The sequence below is a fragment of the Spirochaetaceae bacterium genome (assembly GCA_009784515.1).
In the GTDB taxonomy this organism is placed as follows: Bacteria; Spirochaetota; Spirochaetia; order WRBN01; family WRBN01; genus WRBN01.
In genome coordinates, this window is record WRBN01000036.1 from 1 (window position 1) to 17,134 (window position 17,134).

A 17,134-nucleotide genomic window follows, 5' to 3' on the forward strand; every position below is an offset into this window, starting at 1 on the left:
GCTGCCTTTATGGAAAGCCCCGCCCTCTTTAATGGCTACCATTACCGGCGGGGCTTTACGCGCCGCCCGCTCGTCATCGGCTTGCTCGGCAAGTGGTTCGGTGTAAATATAAAAACCCATTTGCTCGATGTTACTTAAAAAAATCTCTTTATCACCAAAATAATCGCTGCTGACCCAGCTGCCGGCGGCCACAAAACCGTTGTTTACCGCCTGCAAGCAACTTTGTAATACCGCCAGCTTTAACCTTTCTAACCCTTCTTCGGTTTGGGCAATTTTATGGTTGGTTTGTTTTAAAGCATTAAAATAATTAACAGATAAATTTAGTTTAAACCAAGTTATATTATAAATACTATCAAAGTAACCATTTTCGCCGCTGGCATAAACCACACTTAAGCCGGCAATATTTACATAACAATCGCAGCCGGCCGCCTGTATTTGGGCAAAAAGGCGGCCGGTTACCAAGTTGTCGGCCGTTAAAGCTACCAGCTCTTTAAGGTGCATTGTAGCGGTGCTGCGGCTAACGCTAAAGTTGGTAGACAACGCTAGGCCGGCATAAGCCGCCGCAAAAGTAAGGGCGTTGTTAAAGCTGCCGCTATAAAATAAGGCACGGCTGCGTTTAAAACCTTTGGCGCGCAGCAACATAGCCTCGCCATAAATTACCTCGCTGGGATTGCTCATATCAATATCGAGGCTAATCTCTTTATAGCAAGGCACAAATAACAGATGGTCGCCGCCCTCAATGTACACGGCTAAATCTTCCAGCTGGCGGCCGCTAAGCTCGCGCATAGTTAAAATACCTACGGTATATACCTCTTTTTCTAGCCTTTGCACCGCCGCCAAAGGGCTTTCGCCCTCTTTAAAAGAGGCTACCACTAAGTAACCGCCGGCTGAACGCAGGCTTTGCCGCTGAGCAAAAATGGTGTTAATTAACCTAAGCGTGCTGCTGTTGCCGTTAAAATATTCTTTAGCTTCGCCGGCATTTCTTACAATAATGTGGCCGCTGTCCGCCCCAATCATTTTTTCATCTGTAAGCAAAAGCAAGCTATTTAAATTAAAGCTGCTAAGCCCTGTGGGCTTACTACTTACCGCTACATTAATAATATTGTCTAAATTTAACATAGTTCTCCTTAAAATTATTTATTATTGGTTATTCCTGAGTAACCAACGGGCTATCTGCCCCGTGCCAAACGGCTACCTTATCTGCTACCTGCCGGCGGATTACTAAACTAAGGCTAACCCGCTTAGCTTTAAGTCCGGCTTCATCTGCAAAAATAAGATTACCATAGTTAAGCGAAGCCTTGTGTTTAGCCAAAAAATCGCGGCTATATTGGGCATAAAGTAAATCGCACAACTTAACGGCGGCAGTTTTAACTTGCTCGGCGGCGCTCGCGCTTACCAATACCGTTAGCTGATAAGTGGTGTATTCTTCGGCTAAATATTGATTACTTTGATGGCAAAACCGTCGCCCGCTATGTAAGTGCTTTTGGCTAACGGCCTCTACAATAAAAGTTGGCCGCTCGCCTTTGTGCTCGGGGTAATCGCTATAAGCTAACCTTACTTCACCAGCAGCGCAGTTTAACCCTTGCTTAATTAATTTAGCCAGTAATAAGGCTGCATCGCTTACTTCTTCCATCTTTTTCCCTCCTTTTAAACTAAAAGCTACCCTAACTAAACGGCTAACAAAGTAAAAATGACATAACCTTCGCCGGCGTAATCTTTACTGCCGATAACGCTATAGCGCCTATCGTTTATTTTTACCCTATCACCCAGTTTTAAAGGGCTGGGAGCAGCCACGTAAAGTTTCTTCCAGCTTTTATCACTTACCCCTGCGGCCTCTACTAAGGCTAACTCTTTATTATTTAAAGGTAAGGCAATGGCCTTTACTTTGCCGTATTTAACTACTTCGTAGCTGCTAAAGTTATCATCGAGCCCCTTAGTAACACTGGTATAACTAAAGCACTGCTGCCAAGCTAGCGGTAGCTTCATTGATTATTCTCCTTGTTGCATTAAAAATTTAGCGGCCCGGCTGCTTAACATAGCCGTATAACGCTGGCCATAAATGGTAGCAGCCAGCAGCTGCGATAGCGCCCCACCGCCCTGCTGAAGCGCCGGCTGGTAACTAACGCTAAGCTCGCCTACCGTTTGGCTTTTAACTATGTTTACCCGCTCTTTTTCTTTTATAAGCGTTGCACAGTGAGCCATTAGCAATAAAAAAGCTTCTTCTTTTAAGTTAGCTTCCTCCCACACACTGCTGTTAAAAACAGCTTTGGCCTCGTTATAACTTTGCTTAAGCAAAACTTTATCGTTTAAAGTAATACCCAGCTCAGCGCCATAATTGTTAATAAATTTGTGGCTAAGCTTCTTCATTTAGCAGCTCCAAGCTACTAAAGGCCTCTAGCAAAGCCTCTGCTTGCCCGTCTGGAAAGATTCTTACCTCACCTTCTTTAAATTCTTCAATTTCATCGTTAATACGTAAGAAAAGTGATTTACCGTTGTTTTTTAATTGCATGTTTATATCTCCTTATCAAAATAAAGCAGTTCTTGGGGCCTGCTTATAATTACCCCTGTAAAAGCGCCGTAGGCGACATCTTCGTACTCAAAATTATTAAGGCTGGTAGGCGTTGTCGTGGTAAAATCGTGCGTAATATTAAGCTGTAGCACATCTTCGTGGTTAGCATAAAGCACATACCTGTTTATTTTACCGGCCGCCGTTTTAATATCATCAAGATACGGCAACGGCTCGATGATAAATTGGCTGTTACGCGTAATATGGCTAAAGGCTTTTTTCATTAACTCCAGCTTATTAGGCACCTTATTGGTTTCGCTAGGCATAGCTAGAGCCACCCAATCGCTCATCGGCAGTAAAAAAGTATTGGGCCAAGTGCCGTCTTCGGTTTGTTCACGGTAGCCGGTTAAGGCTTCGTAACAAAAGTGACTAAGCTCACTTAAGCTCATTTGGGCTAGGCCTTGTTGCAGGGCTTTAGCTTTGGCCGCTACTTTTTTATTATTAACTAAGCCGCCGGCCCCTTCGTGATTAGTAAGACCGGTAAAAGCTACTTTTTGCAGCCCTAAATCCCACATTTTTTTACGGGCTTTATAACGTGCCTCGACAATATCGTAGCTATGATGCTTAAGCATTCGCTCCATCTCAAACAAGGTGTACCGGCTTTTAGCGGCCCATAAAAAAACCTTTGCTACTTCTTTACCGGTAGCCAACTGGGCTTCGTATAGGTTATTAGCGCCGGCCGACGTAACGGCTTCTTCAAAGTTATTGGCCGGCCCTACATTTTTTACCACCACCAGCTCGTCCGGCAAACTATTTTCGCTAATAATTACCGGAACAAACCGAGCAAAAGGTATTTCGTAAAACCTTTGCTCCAGCACCTTGCGCCTTACATAACTTAAGGCGCTAAGTTCGCTGCCATCATCGTTAAATTTAATTAAACTCACTCATTCCTCCTTTTTAACTGAAAATTGAAAAGTGTAAACTGAAAGGTAAGAGACAAAATTTTTCACTTTTCAACTTTTACTTTTCACTTACCCATAGCGTTTTAAGCCCAGCTCTTTGCGGTCGCTGCGTGTTAGGTAGCAGGGCTTACCTTCATCGCCGACGGCAGCGTGTTTAATAAACTGGCTTTCGGCTTGTTGGTGCTTAACGGCGGCATTAAATTTAAGTAATAACTCTTCGTAATTGCCGGTAAGTTCTTCGGGTTTAAGTTGCAGCCTTTGGGCTAAACCAAAGTAACTTTGACAAATTTTTTGCTGTAACTCTGCCTCGTTATTCATAACTGTTTCCTCCTTTTTGCGTTTAAAATTCATAGCTCCCCCTTCTGTTAAAGTATTTTTTAAAATAATGGCTTCTTCGTAACGTGGGGCCTCTACTAAGGCCAAGTGAATAAATTGCCCCTCCGCTACCTCATAGTGATAAGGACATTGGTGATAAAGCCCGCCCTCGTTATATTTGGTAACTTCGTAAGCGCAAGAAACCGAAAAATTTTGCGCAATAGCTTGCTCGGCCTGATGACTGGTTACCAAAAAATCTACCCAGTACCAGCCATCGGTCTCGTTGTACCAAGCACGGCTTACATAACCGCAGGCATGTTGGCTGTAATTAGCGGCCGTTACCTCGCTGCTGTGGTTAAGTAATAAAGGCTTACCCACAAAACTGGCCAGCATTTTATCCAGCACTTCTTTGCGCAGCAGCCACACACCGCCGCCGTTATCTTCGTAATTAACAAGGCCGGCCTCGATAAATTTGGCTTTGTAACTTTTAGGCCAATCCATAATTTTTCCTCCCTTTAAACTTTGCTCTGGCTAATTGGACCGGCTTTTACCCCTTTGCAATTAGCCCAGAGCCTTGTAGGGTAAGATAACGGCTTGGCAAAATTTGGCTTTAACAAAAATTTTGAAAATTTTTTTTAAGATTGAACTTTCTCAAAAACTAAAAAAAGAATTACAACTGCAAAAAACACAAAAAGCACGAATAGGTTAAATAAAAAAGCCCTTTCGTTAAAGAAAGGGCTTTAATAAAAGTTATTAGATGAGATTGGTTTAATGTAAAACGGCTTTTAAGGCTCCGTTAGCCTCTACATAGTTAAGGCCGCGCTGCAAAATATAATCTATTTCTTCTCTTAAAAATTTACGGCGGCCGCTGCTAATGTATTTACTAAGCACCTCAAAGTTGGCCGGCTTAACGGCCAGTATCTCGGCCCACTGGCGGTTATCCAATTTATCAATTATCCTAATTTTATCTTTTTGCTCGGCCAGCTTCCAGCGCGGTACAAAATCGTTATCCCACATAGTATTATAGGCTTTACGTTCTTTTTCGTGCAGGTGGTAAATTATTTCGCTTTCAATTAAAGTATGAGCGGTAACGCTCACCTCCAGCTGCCTTTTTTCTACCATCTCGGCTAATTGTTTTAAAGCCTCAAAGTTATGGCTGTGCCACTGCTCTTCGTTCTCGGCCAGCTCTTTGCCGGCTGCCTCTTGTAGGGCCGGCGGCAAATTGGTGATAAGCCGGCCGCTGTCGGCATCGCTCACAGTGGCCGTAACTATTTTTTGGCCGCCTTCGGCATTACGGATAACTTTTTTATAGTTAAGCAGCTTACCTAATTTGTTGCCTAGTTTAGGCACAATAAAATTTTGCACTATCAATTTATAATCTTGCTCGTTAAATAAAGCCAGCAGCTCGATTAAAGTTAAAGCCTTACCGCCGGTAAAAGGGTTAAAGTTTTCGTTTAAACTTTGCAAATTGGCGTACAAATAAAAGCGCGCCGCATAAGGATAAAAACCGGCTTGCAGCTGATGGTTTAAATGCATAAGCATAGCCAGCGGCTCTTTGCTGCCATAATTAAGCAAAGCTTGCTCGTTTTTAACTAAAGTTAACCCTAGTAAAGTTTTAAATTGCTCGGCTTGTATACTCAGCAGCGCCGGTATTTTATGACTAAAGTGCTGGTAAAAATGGCCGCGCCCGCATAAGCCCTGCGCCGCCGGCATAGCCGTTACTAAAGTAAAACTAATGGTAATGGCCGGCCTAAACAAACGGTAAAAAGCCCGCTGCTGGGCAAAAACGGCCTCTAAGTAATTGGTTTTATAACGCTCTTTATGCTCGCCGGCTACCAAAAGCAGGTGATAATAACAGCTAAGCGTGCCCTCTTTAAGGGTTACTTTAATAATGAGGCTATCATCGCGTTTAATTTCGTTTTGGGCGGCAAACCGCCAATCTTCTAAACTTAAAGTAAAGTTATCTAAATTCGTTTTTAAACGATTAGGCCAAAAAAGCAAGTTAGGTAAAAAAGTTAGGGTTTGCTTAACACCAACTTTAACGGCTTTATCACCGGTTAATAAACCGTCCGCTAAACACAGTAAGCCATTACTTTTGTTAATGGTTAAGCGGTAATAACTAAAACCGGCTACGTAATTAAATAAAGCTAAGGTATCGGCCAGCTCGGCGGCAGAGCGCACAATAAAGTACAGCTTACGCCCTTGCTCGGCAAAAACAGCCAACAATCCTTCGCCGGCCGCTTTTAACTGGCTTAAATCTAAAGGTAAATTACAAGCAGCCACCAAGTTAGCCGCCTCATAAAAATAAAGGTAATAACCTTCGGTAATAAAATTAAGTTTATTAAGCTGTTCGGCTTCAATTTTATAGTCAAGAGTACCCGTCCATAAATCCGCTAACTGCTGGCCTTCGCTAACTGTTACAGCAACCGGCTCGTCTATCTTCTTTTTAAAAAGTGCCATTACTTATATTATCTGCTACAGTTTTAACTTTCTTTATTTTTTTGTTAGCAGCCTTGCTACTTATTTATTAATTACCGCCTCGTTTATGGCCTAAAAGCTAATAAACTCGTCATCATCAATAGTAACAGCCGCTGATGGAGCAGGAGTTGGCTTATTAACCTGTGCACTTGGTTTAGCTGCCGCTACGGGTTTAGGGTTGGCGGCGACCGATTTATCAATATTAAGCTTGGGTTTAGCGGCAGCCGGTTTAGCTTTAGCGGCAGGCGCCGGCACAGGGCTAACCTTTACCGCCGGTTGCACTTTGAGCGAGGCCGAAGCCGATGTAGTTACCGGTAACGCTTTAATGGTTTGGCTTTGGCCGGCCGCACCGGCAGTTATTTTAAAAAAGGCCAACTCATTTTTAACCATATTTACTTGCTGGTTAAGTAAATCGCTACTGCTGGCCAACTCTTCGGCGCTAAGGGCGCCGTTATGGGTTATTTCGTTAAGCTGTAAAACGGCCTTGCCTATTTGGTCTATACCAATTTCTTGCTGCTGGTTGGCTTTAGATAAATCTTTAATAATTTCGGCCACTTGCTGAATTTCCGGCGTAATGTTACTCACCAGCTGGCCGGCTTTTTGAGCTATTTGTACACTGCTGATGGAAAGCTCATCTATCTCTTTGGCGCTAAGGGCGCTGCGCTCGGCCAGCTTACGCACTTCGCCGGCAACCACCGCAAAGCCGCGTCCGGCATCACCGGCACGAGCCGCCTCGATGGCGGCATTAAGGGCCAGCAAATTGGTTTGGCTGGCAATGTCTTCAATTACTCTAATTCTCTCGGCAATGCTATTCATGGCCGTTACCGTTTCCTTAACGGCATCGCTGCTTTGCAGCGAATTTTCGACAATCCCGCGCGATATTTCATCAACAAATTTAGCATTACTGGCCGTTTTGGCAATGGTAGCGCCCATTTCTTCCATACTAGCGCTTACCTCGTCTACGGTGGCGGCCTGCTCGCTGCTGTCGGCGGCTATACGGCCAGAGGTAGCATTAATTTTATCGCTGCCGCTGCTAACAGTTTCCATATTTTTTTGTATGTTATTTATTACCGTACCTAAATTATCTTTAAGATGGCCGGCGCTTTTAGCAATATCGCCTAGCTCATCGGTTTTAGCCTGTAGCTTAGCGCTTATAGTAAAACTTAAATCGCCGTTACTAAGTTTATTTAAACCATCTTTAATAGCAGAGATAGATTTAGTAATGTTATTGATAGTTAAAACAACCACCAAATTAATAATAAAAGTAATAAAAATAAGAATAGCCGCTAAAATAATATTAATTTCGCGAGTGGGAATATTTAAAACAGCTACGGGGATAGTAACCATAGCGGCCCAATAGTCGTAGATATAATTTAAATCGATAGGTACGACCACCATAACGGCCGTTTGACCGGTACGTGTATCGGTATACCTATGGCTTCTTACTTCGTCTAAAGCTACATAATGGGCTATTTCTCTGGTTAGCTCCGTTCCTACAGCATTACTAAGCGGCTCTATCGCTGCCCCTTGCCGGCCAATAATTAAGGTTCTGTCGCCGGTTATTAGGCCGGTGTAAATGTTTTGGCTTATACCGTTTATCTCCAGTTCCCTGCTCATAGCCAAATTTTGCAGCGAAGCTACCTTGCTAAAAACCATCGCACTGCCAATAAATTCATCGTCATCGTTAAAAACCGGCACCGAAACGGCCACCACTTGTTCGCCCCTAAAAGTAAATAAGTTGGTTATACTGTTCCAGCTTAAGCGCCGGCTATCGGCATAAGCGTACATATTATCGTTAAATACTTCGTTACGCATATCTATAATGTTGCCTTCTATATCTAAAAACAACGTATAACGGCCGGTGGCATCGCTGCCTAACAGCCCAATATGTTCGGCATCAAGGCCGTCTAAGGCGTTGGGCTCCATCACAAACATAAAATAATCGAGATAATCCGAGTTATCGCTAATCATCTCGAAAGTAGATTCTATAATATTAGTAGCAAAATCGCGGCGATATTGCGGGGCAATGGTGGTAATATTGGCCTCTATGGCAAAAACAATGGTATCTAGGTATAAACTTAAGCTGTTAAAATGGTTTTCTAAAAAGCTGGCAATTAAACTGGCTTCGCCCTCTGCGATGGCTAAAGCGCTTTCCTGCGTGCGCCGGCCTACCGAAAAATTAATAACAAAAATACCTATGGTAAACGCTAAAACGATTGAACCACAAATAGCATATAAACTTTTGGAGCGTAAAGACAATTTTAAATTCATTTATTTCACCCATTTATGTTATAACAATATAATTGTTATATGATACTTGATTGTATCATAAATTGTAGGATAAGTATAGAGCTACTAAGATAATTTAGCGATATTCTCTTTTGTTAAATTAAATTAAGAAAAACAACATAAATCCTCTTCGCCGGCGAAGGGGATTTGGGGCGGTACCTATACTTTTGTTTTATTTGCTCTATCTTATTTGGCCATAATATGCGATAATATAAGGTAGTATGTTAAAAAAATTAAGCCTTATTTTACTTTTACTCACCACTCCCTTACTGGCCTTCGATTTTCGTTTTAGGCACAACGAAGGCGACCAGTTTAGGTTTTTATCTACCGTACAAACGAGTATTTTTTCTAACGATAACGCCCCGCCGCAGCATGTAGAATTTATTAACCGCCTTACCTACCGCGTAGCCGAAGTTGATGAACATGGCAGCGGCCGTTTAGTTGGCACAACGGCTACCAGCCAGCGCCTGCTGGGCAGCAATGCCGCCACCTTATGGACTACCGACTACGAAGTTGATTTTTGGCGCAATGTACGCGGCGGCTACACCGTAGCCCCTACCTTTCATATGCCGATGGTGCGTAATGTGCCTTTTTTCCCCGAAGGCCCGGTTAATCCCGGCTTCCGCTGGGCGGCACGCGGCGAAACGGCCCTTGATATTAGCCAGCTGCTTGGTCTTACCGCTCCTTTTATTGTACCCATCATTGTTAATCATCACTATATGGGCCCGGTAGAGATAGACGGCCGTATTTACCAAAAAATTAATGTGCAATATAGTTACAGCGAAAACCTGCCGCGTCCCTTTGGCCGGGTTATTAGGCCGAACGAGGCCATTGCCCAGCGCATCGAGGCCGAGCATAACCAATTTATCTTTTGGGACGAAGAACTAGGCCAGCCGGCTTTTTACGAAGAAGAATTTATCCGCCGCTTTACCTTTAGCAATGGGATAATTCTTACCGAAGTTGGTTTTGCCGAAGCCCACCTCATTGAAGCTATCCCCATGAACCGAGCCGAGCTACTGGCCGAATTAGAAGAACAAACGCGCCGCCTTAACTTTAATATAGAGGTAGAAGAAAGCGCCGATGGTATTAGGTTAATTATGGATAGCATACAATTTGTGGTAAACAGCGCCGAATTTTTAGCCGGCGAAGAGGTTAAGCTGCACCAAATTGGCCAGTTATTGCAAGCCCACCACAACCGTGATATAGCCATTACCGGCCACGCCGCTGCTGCCGGCAACCCGCAATTTGAACAAGTTTTAAGCGAGGAACGCGCCTTAGCCGTAGCCAACTGGTTAATTGCTAACGGTTACCGCTCGGCCGATAACATCATAACGCAAGGGCGCGGCAGCAGCGAACCGCTGGTGAGCAACGCCACCCCGCAAGGGCAAGCGCGTAACCGCCGGGTAGAAATAACTATTTTAGAAAATTAAGAAGTAAGAAGTAAAAAAATACCATTTTTATTTTTTATTTTTCACTTTAAGTTTTGCTATTATTAAAGCCGGTCTTAATTTATCTATAAACACAGTCAAGTATAATAGTTTTATATAAATAACTAATTTGCCGGGTTTAGCTTGTTTTTTAACGGCTTTTAAAAGCAGTTTTAAACAGCTTATGCTTAAAAAGGTTAGTCCCACATTATTTTTAAGCAGTTTTATTACCTTATTATCAAAGTTAGCGGCTATCTCGGTAAGGTAGGGCAGCCAGTGGCTAACCACGTTAGCTTGCACGGGACTTTGTTTAAAAGCTTGCCTAAATTTAGAGGATAAAAACAACACATGCAAATACCCAAAAATAAGATACGGTAAAAAATTGGTACTTAGTTGTGTAGTAGCAAAATGCTTAAGGCCAGCGCATAAAATTGGCGCTTGCTCATAAAGCTGCCGGCTTACCGCTAAAGTTGTTACACTACCGGCACGCACACGGTAAGCATAAAAATAATTACTATACACATATATTTTAACGGTAAGCAATAACCACAAAGCAATAATTATATCTTCCTGCACGGTGGCGGCAAAGTTTAAGTGATTATTTTTTAAAAAGCTGGCCTTAAATAAAAACAGCCACGGGCTAACGGTATAGCTATTTGTTTGTAAATAATCTTTGGTATTATAAAGCCCTGCTTTGCGGCAAGGACGAAAATTCGCCCGGTTTTGCGGCCTACTATCGTTAAAGATAAAACCATTAAACCGTACCACTTCGCAAGTTTGCTCTTCGGCTATGTTATACAGCTCTTCGCAAGCTGTAGGGCTAGTTATGTAATCATCACTATCTACAAACCAAATGTAGTTACCGCAGGCTTCGCTTATACCTTTGTTACGCGCAAGGCCCGCCCCGCCGCCTTGCGGCTGCTTAACTATTTTAATACGCTCGTCTTTAGCAACATAACTTTGAGCAATAGCTAAGCTGCCATCGCTGCCGCAATCATCTATTAAAATAATCTCTATCTCTTTTAAAGATTGATTAACAATACTCTCTAGGCATTCGGCAAAATAAGGGGCCACATTATAAAACGGCACAATCAGTGATATTTTAACCATAATTACAGTGTAACATTTACAGCTTATTTTGGCAAGTTTACCTCTTTATCGGTAATTACCTATTTATAACTATCAAATATCTACAGCAAAGTTACAGCCACAGGCCAAACTTTAAAGATGGGTGTTTAATATTTTTGTCTTTTTTATAGTCAGAGCAATCCAGATAAATATTTAGTACCGGGAAATAGATAGTTACCGCCCTCTAGTAAAAGCCTTAAAATAACGATATAATAAGTATATGAAAATCTTGCCCATTTTTGTCTTTATTTTATTAGCCTGTAGCGATAACAACAACGTTAACCACACGGCAGAGCGGCTAACTTTGGAGCGCGAGCTATTTAATAGCGCTACTGTAACCGAACAAGATTTAGCCCGTTTAAGGGCTTTACCGGAGATTAGCCGCAGCCATATTCATTTTAACGATATAGATATGATACGCGGTATTTCCTCAGGCGATAGCCGGGTTTTTTTCTTGATAGAATTTGTGATTGGCTACGATTTTTCTAACCATGGACTGGGGGCCGAGCTACAGCGCGGCAGGTTTATGATTGAAGACCGGGTGCGGGCGCGTTTAAGTACCTTAAGCAGCGAAGCTTTTATGCCAAGCCGTACCGAACAGCTGCGGCAAACGATTGCCGATGAGGTAAATTCGGTGCTAGCCAGCGGTGATGTGAACGAAATATTAATTATGCGGCTAGAAACTTTTCCGGTACCGCAAACCGGCAACAATGCCCCATTACTAAGACTAAATTAATAAAAGAGATGTAATATGCAAAAAATTGAGATAGAAAAAAATATTTACGGCTTAATAGCCAACCTACCGCCCCAGCATAATGGACAGCCCACATTATTTGAAGGACTGTGGGAAATACCAAACGGGGTATCGATTAACGCTTACGCTATTAAGGCCGATAAAATTGCTTTAATTGATAATATTGAAAATTTTGACGATTTTCCGCAGCAATACGAAAACCTTTTAGCAGGTATAGGTATAGTGGCTAATAAAATAGATTATTTAATCCTTAACCACCTAGAGCCCGACCACACCGGTTACTTAGGACGTTTTGCTGCTAAAAACCCGCAGCTTAAAATTTATTGTACCGCCAAAGCGGTGTCTTTGCTCAAAAATTTTTATGGTATCGAGCCAAACCAAATTGTCGCCGTAAAGACCGGTGATGAATTAGATTTAGGCGGCCGTAAACTTGTCTTTTACGAAGCCCCTAATGTGCATTGGCCCGAAACAATGGTAACCTTTGAAAGCAACAGCGGCATTTTGTTTAGCTGCGATGCCTTTGGCAGCTTTGGTAAGGTAGAGGCCGCTAAAGCCTTTGCCGATCAAAATACTATAGAAGAGCTGCAACTTTATCAAGCTGAAACTATAAGATACTACGCCAATATTGTAGCTAGTTTTAGCAGCTTTGTTAAAAAAGCTCTTAGCTCTTTAAATGGCCTGCCTCTTAAAGTGATAGCCCCTAGTCATGGCTTACTTTGGCGGGGCGATGTTAGCCCTATCATTAATTTGTATCAAAATTTAGCCGATTATGCCGAAAACGGCGGCGAAGAAGCCGTTACTTTGGTGTGGGGCAGTATGTACGGTAATACCGCAATGGCCATAGATATAATCCGGCAAACTGTAGCCGAAAGCGACTTAAAACTTTACGAACATCGTTTGCCGGGTAGCAGCAGCTTGCCGTTAGCTCATGTTTACTACAGTAAAGGGCTTATTTTGGCTATGCCTACTTACGAATACAAAATGTTCCCGCCTATTGCTCACTTTATTAATGATTTAAAAATTAAGCACATTAAAAATAAACAGGTACTGAGGCTTGGCGGGTACGGCTGGGTTGGTGGCGCCGAGCGTGATTTTAGGGCGGCTACAGAAAGCGCCGGCTGGCAGATAGCTCCCAGTATTGAGTGGCCGGGCCAACCTACCGCCGAAGTTAAAGCCCAAATTAGTGAAGCCGTCCGCCAGTTAATTAAGCAAATAAAAGGAAATTAAAATGAAAAGCAGGCTGGAGCTAGCATTAGAACGCAGTAATGACATACAATTAGACGGCGCGGTCCTTAAAGAAGAGCGCTACGAAACAGAGGGGCGTAAGCTGGCGGCCAAAGCCTTAGCTAAGGGCGATTTTAATTTAAAAGAAGCTTTAGCCGGCCCCGAGCAGGCGTTATTATTAAAAGGCGTGCTTAAAACTTTAATGGCTAATTTAATTTTACCCAATAAGCAGGAAGATTTAGCGGCCTTTATCGCTTTAAAAGCAGCTTTTATTAATTTAAATACGCAAACAGAGCCGCTTTTAACCCAGCTGGAAAGTTTTTTAGCCGATTATTTAGCTAACCGCCATCAACTTACCGTGCAGATAGAGGCGCACTTTAGGCCGCTTATCGAGCAAAAAGAGCAAGAGATAGAACGTAAAACAGGTATGAAGGTAAAACTTAGTGCAGATAAAATCCCCGAAGCGCAAAAAGTATTAAACGAGCAGCTGGCAACTTTTGAGCAAAATTACTTGGCCGAGCTTAAACGGGCCAAAGAGGTTTTAGCAAATATAATTAACCCATGAAATTAAAGTGGCTTTTTCTTTTTTTAAGTTTTAATCTTTATGCTAACCAACGGCTGGTAATGGTTTATCAGCTAGACAATTACCAATTAGCTTTTGTTTACCCTTACAGTGGCCCCAGCTTTTTACCTTTTTTTATTGACAGAACCGAAGGCCATTTTGTTTTAATTACCGAAGATGAGCAAATTATCCCTTTATTGGGCTACGACTTAACCACTTTTGTCGCCAGCCATAACCTAGATACCCCTCGCAGCCACTACTTTTACCTGCGTGATAGTTTAGGTGGTCTTATTTGGTTATTAATTATCTTTACCGTTGTTTTTAGTGTTGTTAAGTTTACTTCTTATCAAAAAAGGCAAAAAAAAATAAAACAAAACCAGTTAAAAATTTATCCGGGTTACTTAAAACGGCGCAATAAGCGAAGTTTTTTTAGAAGAAGATGATATTTTATCATTAAGGATAATGAAGATGAAGAGTAGGCTTAAACCGTTAATAAGCATTAAAAAGCTAGGTGCTTAGCTTACTTTAAGGTAAAATAAAGCAAATAAATTAATAAATCTATATTGATAAAAAATGATTTATATACCATACTGTAAATATGGAGTACACCTTTAACTTTAGTAAAGAAAAAAAATAACTTACTTAAAGACACTCGTAATATTAGCTTTGAAGAGGCTATAATGGCCATTAATTCCAAAAGTTTATTAGATGTGATTGTTAATGAAAATTATAACAACCAAGTTTTCTTTATTTTCTCTAAAGATAGTCATGTATACGCCGCTCCTGCGATAATTGAAGGTAATGGCCGTTACTTTTTAAAAACCATCTCCCCTTCAAGAAAGTACAAAAAAATATATATAAAGGAGTAAAATCTATGAACAATACAGATTTACCAGCTAGTCATTATGCCCCGTTAGATGAAGAAGAGGCACAATATATGAAAGAGCTTGAAAATGGAGAATGGAAGAGTATTAAAAAACCTATTACCATTAGGTTAGATATAGCCGATATTTTAGCCGCTAAAAAAAGGGCAAGCGATGTAGGTATACCTTACCAAACGCTTATTGCTAGTTTAGTTCACCGCTATTTAAAGGGTGATATAAAACTGGAAAACCCTATGTAAGAGACTAAAGAAGTTTAGGTTGAAACATCGCTTAAAATTTTCTCCTGCAAAGCCAGCACATCGTTTAGTTGTTCGGGCGTAAAGTGGGTGTGGCATTCGGTTTGGTCGCCGCTGTTGGCGTGGCCAAGTATGGCCTTTATTTCAATTGCTCACATTAACGCTCACAATCAATTTTCAAATCTAGTAAATACTTATAAATAAAAAACTTAAATACTACCGGAGATGGGACTTGAACCCATATACCTAACGGCGGAAGATTTTGAGTCTACTGTGTCTACCATTTCACCACTCCGGCAAAGTAAAATTAACTTAGCACAAAATTTTTGTTTTGTCAAGGGTTGTTGCAGCCTTTTTACCATCGACTTGGCTTGTACATAAGCTAGCTAACAAGAATAAAAACTACAGAATTTTACAGGCAACAAGGAACAGAGGAAATAATTAATTATTTCTTGTTCTCTATTCCTTGTTACTTATTTAAAACTATTGATAAAGCCAGCAAGCTACCTTATGTTTCCCATTATTATTAACAGCTTGTAAAATAGGTAGTTCCTCTTTACATTTGGACATCGCATGGCTACAGCGGTCGTAAAAGGCGCAGCCGGGCCGCTGAATGGTTGGCGAAGGCACATCACCGGTTAAAATGATACGCTTTCTTTTGGCCTCTACTTCCGGGTCGGGGATAGGCACAGAGGAGAGCAAAGCTTGCGTATAAGGGTGCTGCGGGTTGCTGTAAAGCTCGTTACGGTCGGCGGTTTCCACAATTTTACCCAAATACATAACTGCAATACGGTTACTGATAAATTTGACTACCGATAAATCGTGCGCTACAAAAAGATACGATATACCCAGCTCTTTTTGAATATCTTTAAATAAATTTAAAATTTGCGCCTGAATAGAAACGTCGAGGGCGCTAACCGGTTCGTCGGCTAAAACGATTTGCGGATTAAGGGCAATAGCACGGGCAATACCAATACGCTGGCGCTGGCCGCCCGAAAACTCATGCGGGTAGCGGTTTTTGTAGTGCTTTAGTAGGCCAACCATCTCCATTAAGTTACCAATACGCACATCAATTTCGGCATCGGTTTTATCATAAAGGCCGGCCTTTTTATAAATACGCATAGGTTCGGCGATAATCTCGGCGGTAGTCATACGCGGGTTAAGCGAACCGTAAGGGTTTTGAAAAACAATTTGCATATTGCGTCTGGTAGCGAGTAATTCGCGCCCTTTCATGCCTATTAAATTTTTATCATCTAACAAAACCTCCCCTTCGGTGGGCGTATAAAGCTGCGAAATAGCCCGAATAACGGTAGATTTACCGCAGCCCGATTCGCCTACTAAACCAAGCGCTTCGCCTTTATTTAAATAAAAGGAAACATCATCTACGGCATAAACATAACTTTTTTCTAAATGGACAAATTTACCGTCCTTATGCCGCTTAGAGTTAAAGCTAAGCCGGGTTCGGCGCGGAAAGTACATTTTTAAATTTTTAACATCTAATATTTTTTCGTTCATAGTTTCCTCTCTTAGGTATTTGCCCAGCAGGCCGCGCCGTGTCCATCACCAAAATCTTTGTAAGGCGGGTAGGCAGTTTTACAACGTTCTTGCATTTTGCTGCAACGCGGGAAAAAAGGACAACAATCGGGCAAATTAATTACGTTAGGCGGCTGGCCCGGTATCGAAAAAAGCTGCTCTACATCGGGTTTATCGTGGCGGGGTACGCTGTCAATTAAGCCTATAGTGTAAGGGTGTTTAGGGTTTTTAAAAATAGCTTCTGTTTTGCCGCGTTCAACTATCTTACCGGCATACATAACGCATAAAGTATCGCACATACCGGCCACTACCCCTAAGCTGTGGGTAATTAAGATAACGGCGGTGCCAAACTTTTTGGTAAGGTTATTCATTAAATCGAGGATTTGGGCCTGAATGGTAACATCGAGGGCGCTGGTTGGCTCATCGGCAATTAAAATTTCGGGGTTACAGCTCATACCCATCGCTATCATCACGCGCTGGCACATACCACCCGAAAATTGATGGGGATAGTTATGGATACGTTCTTCGGCGGCCGGGATTCCTACTAAGGTAAGCATGTCTATGGCTCGTTTATGAGCTTCGGCTCTGGTTACCTTTTGGTGCAGCATAATAGTTTCGATAAGCTGGGTGCTTACCCGTAAAAAAGGGTTTAAGCTGGTCATGGGGTCCTGAAAAATCATGGCAATTTTACTGCCTCTAATATTACGCAGCTGCTTTACAGGCATTTTTAAAATATTTTCATTGTTAAAAATAACCTCACCGCCGACAATTTTACCGGGCGGGCTTTGGATTAAATTCATTACCGATAAATTAGTAACCGATTTACCGCTGCCCGA

Annotated in this window: 19 protein-coding genes and 1 tRNA gene; 7 read left to right on the top strand and 13 right to left on the bottom strand. The window is 42.1% G+C overall.

The window, feature by feature from the left end; translation table 11 throughout:
• The 9 genes from FWE37_05225 to FWE37_05265 form a co-directional block, all read right to left on the bottom strand.
• Window positions 1–1,119 (bottom strand): DUF3383 domain-containing protein (locus tag FWE37_05225; GenBank protein MCL2520385.1); only part of this gene is annotated, 1,119 nt, incomplete at its 3' end.
• A 28-nt stretch (window positions 1,120–1,147) separates the two neighbouring features.
• A complete protein-coding gene (locus FWE37_05230) occupies window positions 1,148–1,633 on the bottom strand; it encodes a hypothetical protein (protein ID MCL2520386.1) in 486 nt (161 codons plus the stop codon).
• 35 nt (window positions 1,634–1,668) lie between these two features.
• Entirely contained in the window at window positions 1,669–1,986 is a 318-nt protein-coding gene (locus FWE37_05235) for a hypothetical protein (GenBank protein MCL2520387.1), read from the bottom strand.
• A 3-nt stretch (window positions 1,987–1,989) separates the two neighbouring features.
• Complete coding sequence (locus tag FWE37_05240; GenBank protein ID MCL2520388.1) at window positions 1,990–2,367, bottom strand: DUF4054 domain-containing protein; 378 nt, start codon at window positions 2,365–2,367, stop codon at window positions 1,990–1,992.
• The gene (locus FWE37_05245) at window positions 2,354–2,509 is read right to left on the bottom strand and encodes a hypothetical protein (protein ID MCL2520389.1); all 156 of its coding nucleotides are present in this window, start codon (window positions 2,507–2,509) and stop codon (window positions 2,354–2,356) included. The genes FWE37_05240 and FWE37_05245 overlap by 14 nt, the downstream gene beginning before the upstream one ends.
• Before the next feature lie 2 nt (window positions 2,510–2,511).
• Window positions 2,512–3,450 carry a DUF2184 domain-containing protein gene (locus tag FWE37_05250; protein ID MCL2520390.1) on the bottom strand — a complete coding sequence of 313 codons (939 nt, stop codon included), beginning with the start codon at window positions 3,448–3,450 and terminating at the stop codon, window positions 2,512–2,514.
• A gap of 87 nt (window positions 3,451–3,537) precedes the next feature.
• Window positions 3,538–4,284: a DUF2213 domain-containing protein gene (locus tag FWE37_05255; protein ID MCL2520391.1), complete on the bottom strand. Its 747-nt coding sequence runs from the start codon at window positions 4,282–4,284 to the stop codon at window positions 3,538–3,540.
• A gap of 267 nt (window positions 4,285–4,551) precedes the next feature.
• On the bottom strand, window positions 4,552–6,243 hold the full coding sequence (locus FWE37_05260) for a hypothetical protein (protein MCL2520392.1): 1,692 nt from the start codon (window positions 6,241–6,243) through the stop codon (window positions 4,552–4,554).
• A gap of 90 nt (window positions 6,244–6,333) precedes the next feature.
• A complete protein-coding gene (locus tag FWE37_05265) occupies window positions 6,334–8,532 on the bottom strand; it encodes a methyl-accepting chemotaxis protein (GenBank protein ID MCL2520393.1) in 2,199 nt (732 codons plus the stop codon).
• Between the two features lie 239 nt (window positions 8,533–8,771).
• On the opposite strand from FWE37_05265, the gene FWE37_05270 reads away from it, so the two are divergent.
• The gene (locus FWE37_05270; GenBank protein ID MCL2520394.1) at window positions 8,772–9,980 is read left to right on the top strand and encodes an OmpA family protein; all 1,209 of its coding nucleotides are present in this window, start codon (window positions 8,772–8,774) and stop codon (window positions 9,978–9,980) included.
• A gap of 27 nt (window positions 9,981–10,007) precedes the next feature.
• Here FWE37_05270 and FWE37_05275 read toward each other — a convergent pair whose 3' ends face one another.
• Complete coding sequence (locus tag FWE37_05275; GenBank protein ID MCL2520395.1) at window positions 10,008–11,087, bottom strand: glycosyltransferase; 1,080 nt, start codon at window positions 11,085–11,087, stop codon at window positions 10,008–10,010.
• Window positions 11,088–11,325: 238 nt separating this feature from the next.
• Here FWE37_05275 and FWE37_05280 point away from each other — a divergent pair, with 238 nt between their 5' ends.
• From FWE37_05280 to FWE37_05305, 6 genes are all read left to right on the top strand, one after another.
• A complete protein-coding gene (locus tag FWE37_05280; protein MCL2520396.1) occupies window positions 11,326–11,841 on the top strand; it encodes a hypothetical protein in 516 nt (171 codons plus the stop codon).
• Window positions 11,842–11,856: 15 nt separating this feature from the next.
• Window positions 11,857–13,086, top strand: a complete 1,230-nt coding sequence (locus FWE37_05285; GenBank protein MCL2520397.1) for an FprA family A-type flavoprotein — start codon at window positions 11,857–11,859, stop codon at window positions 13,084–13,086.
• A gap of 1 nt (window position 13,087) precedes the next feature.
• The gene (locus tag FWE37_05290; protein ID MCL2520398.1) at window positions 13,088–13,648 is read left to right on the top strand and encodes a hypothetical protein; all 561 of its coding nucleotides are present in this window, start codon (window positions 13,088–13,090) and stop codon (window positions 13,646–13,648) included.
• Complete coding sequence (locus tag FWE37_05295; GenBank protein ID MCL2520399.1) at window positions 13,645–14,088, top strand: hypothetical protein; 444 nt, start codon at window positions 13,645–13,647, stop codon at window positions 14,086–14,088. The genes FWE37_05290 and FWE37_05295 overlap by 4 nt, the downstream gene beginning before the upstream one ends.
• 237 nt (window positions 14,089–14,325) lie before the next feature.
• A complete protein-coding gene (locus FWE37_05300) occupies window positions 14,326–14,514 on the top strand; it encodes a hypothetical protein (protein ID MCL2520400.1) in 189 nt (62 codons plus the stop codon).
• Window positions 14,515–14,519: 5 nt separating this feature from the next.
• Window positions 14,520–14,768, top strand: a complete 249-nt coding sequence (locus tag FWE37_05305; GenBank protein MCL2520401.1) for a hypothetical protein — start codon at window positions 14,520–14,522, stop codon at window positions 14,766–14,768.
• Window positions 14,769–14,982: 214 nt separating this feature from the next.
• Here FWE37_05305 and FWE37_05310 read toward each other — a convergent pair.
• The 3 genes from FWE37_05310 to FWE37_05320 all read right to left on the bottom strand — a co-directional run.
• Window positions 14,983–15,063 (bottom strand) — tRNA-Leu (locus tag FWE37_05310).
• Window positions 15,064–15,248: 185 nt separating this feature from the next.
• Window positions 15,249–16,280 carry an ATP-binding cassette domain-containing protein gene (locus FWE37_05315; protein ID MCL2520402.1) on the bottom strand — a complete coding sequence of 344 codons (1,032 nt, stop codon included), beginning with the start codon at window positions 16,278–16,280 and terminating at the stop codon, window positions 15,249–15,251.
• Window positions 16,281–16,291: 11 nt separating this feature from the next.
• Window positions 16,292–17,134: ABC transporter ATP-binding protein (locus FWE37_05320; protein ID MCL2520403.1), on the bottom strand; the 843-nt coding region annotated here is incomplete at its 5' end.

Bases quoted from the DNA above. Each gene is read 5' to 3' on its own strand.
- FWE37_05230 (MCL2520386.1), bottom strand. From the start codon at position 1,633: ATGGAAGAAGTAAGCGATGCAGCCTTATTACTGGCTAAATTAATTAAG.
- FWE37_05235 (MCL2520387.1), bottom strand. From the start codon at position 1,986: ATGAAGCTACCGCTAGCTTGGCAGCAGTGCTTTAGTTATACCAGTGTT.
- FWE37_05240 (MCL2520388.1), bottom strand. From the start codon at position 2,367: ATGAAGAAGCTTAGCCACAAATTTATTAACAATTATGGCGCTGAGCTG.
- FWE37_05245 (MCL2520389.1), bottom strand. From the start codon at position 2,509: ATGCAATTAAAAAACAACGGTAAATCACTTTTCTTACGTATTAACGAT.
- FWE37_05255 (MCL2520391.1), bottom strand. From the start codon at position 4,284: ATGGATTGGCCTAAAAGTTACAAAGCCAAATTTATCGAGGCCGGCCTT.
- FWE37_05260 (MCL2520392.1), bottom strand. From the start codon at position 6,243: ATGGCACTTTTTAAAAAGAAGATAGACGAGCCGGTTGCTGTAACAGTT.
- FWE37_05265 (MCL2520393.1), bottom strand. From the start codon at position 8,532: ATGAATTTAAAATTGTCTTTACGCTCCAAAAGTTTATATGCTATTTGT.
- FWE37_05270 (MCL2520394.1), top strand. From the start codon at position 8,772: ATGTTAAAAAAATTAAGCCTTATTTTACTTTTACTCACCACTCCCTTA.
- FWE37_05275 (MCL2520395.1), bottom strand. From the start codon at position 11,087: ATGGTTAAAATATCACTGATTGTGCCGTTTTATAATGTGGCCCCTTAT.
- FWE37_05280 (MCL2520396.1), top strand. From the start codon at position 11,326: ATGAAAATCTTGCCCATTTTTGTCTTTATTTTATTAGCCTGTAGCGAT.
- FWE37_05285 (MCL2520397.1), top strand. From the start codon at position 11,857: ATGCAAAAAATTGAGATAGAAAAAAATATTTACGGCTTAATAGCCAAC.
- FWE37_05290 (MCL2520398.1), top strand. From the start codon at position 13,088: ATGAAAAGCAGGCTGGAGCTAGCATTAGAACGCAGTAATGACATACAA.
- FWE37_05295 (MCL2520399.1), top strand. From the start codon at position 13,645: ATGAAATTAAAGTGGCTTTTTCTTTTTTTAAGTTTTAATCTTTATGCT.
- FWE37_05300 (MCL2520400.1), top strand. From the start codon at position 14,326: ATGGCCATTAATTCCAAAAGTTTATTAGATGTGATTGTTAATGAAAAT.
- FWE37_05305 (MCL2520401.1), top strand. From the start codon at position 14,520: ATGAACAATACAGATTTACCAGCTAGTCATTATGCCCCGTTAGATGAA.
- FWE37_05315 (MCL2520402.1), bottom strand. From the start codon at position 16,280: ATGAACGAAAAAATATTAGATGTTAAAAATTTAAAAATGTACTTTCCG.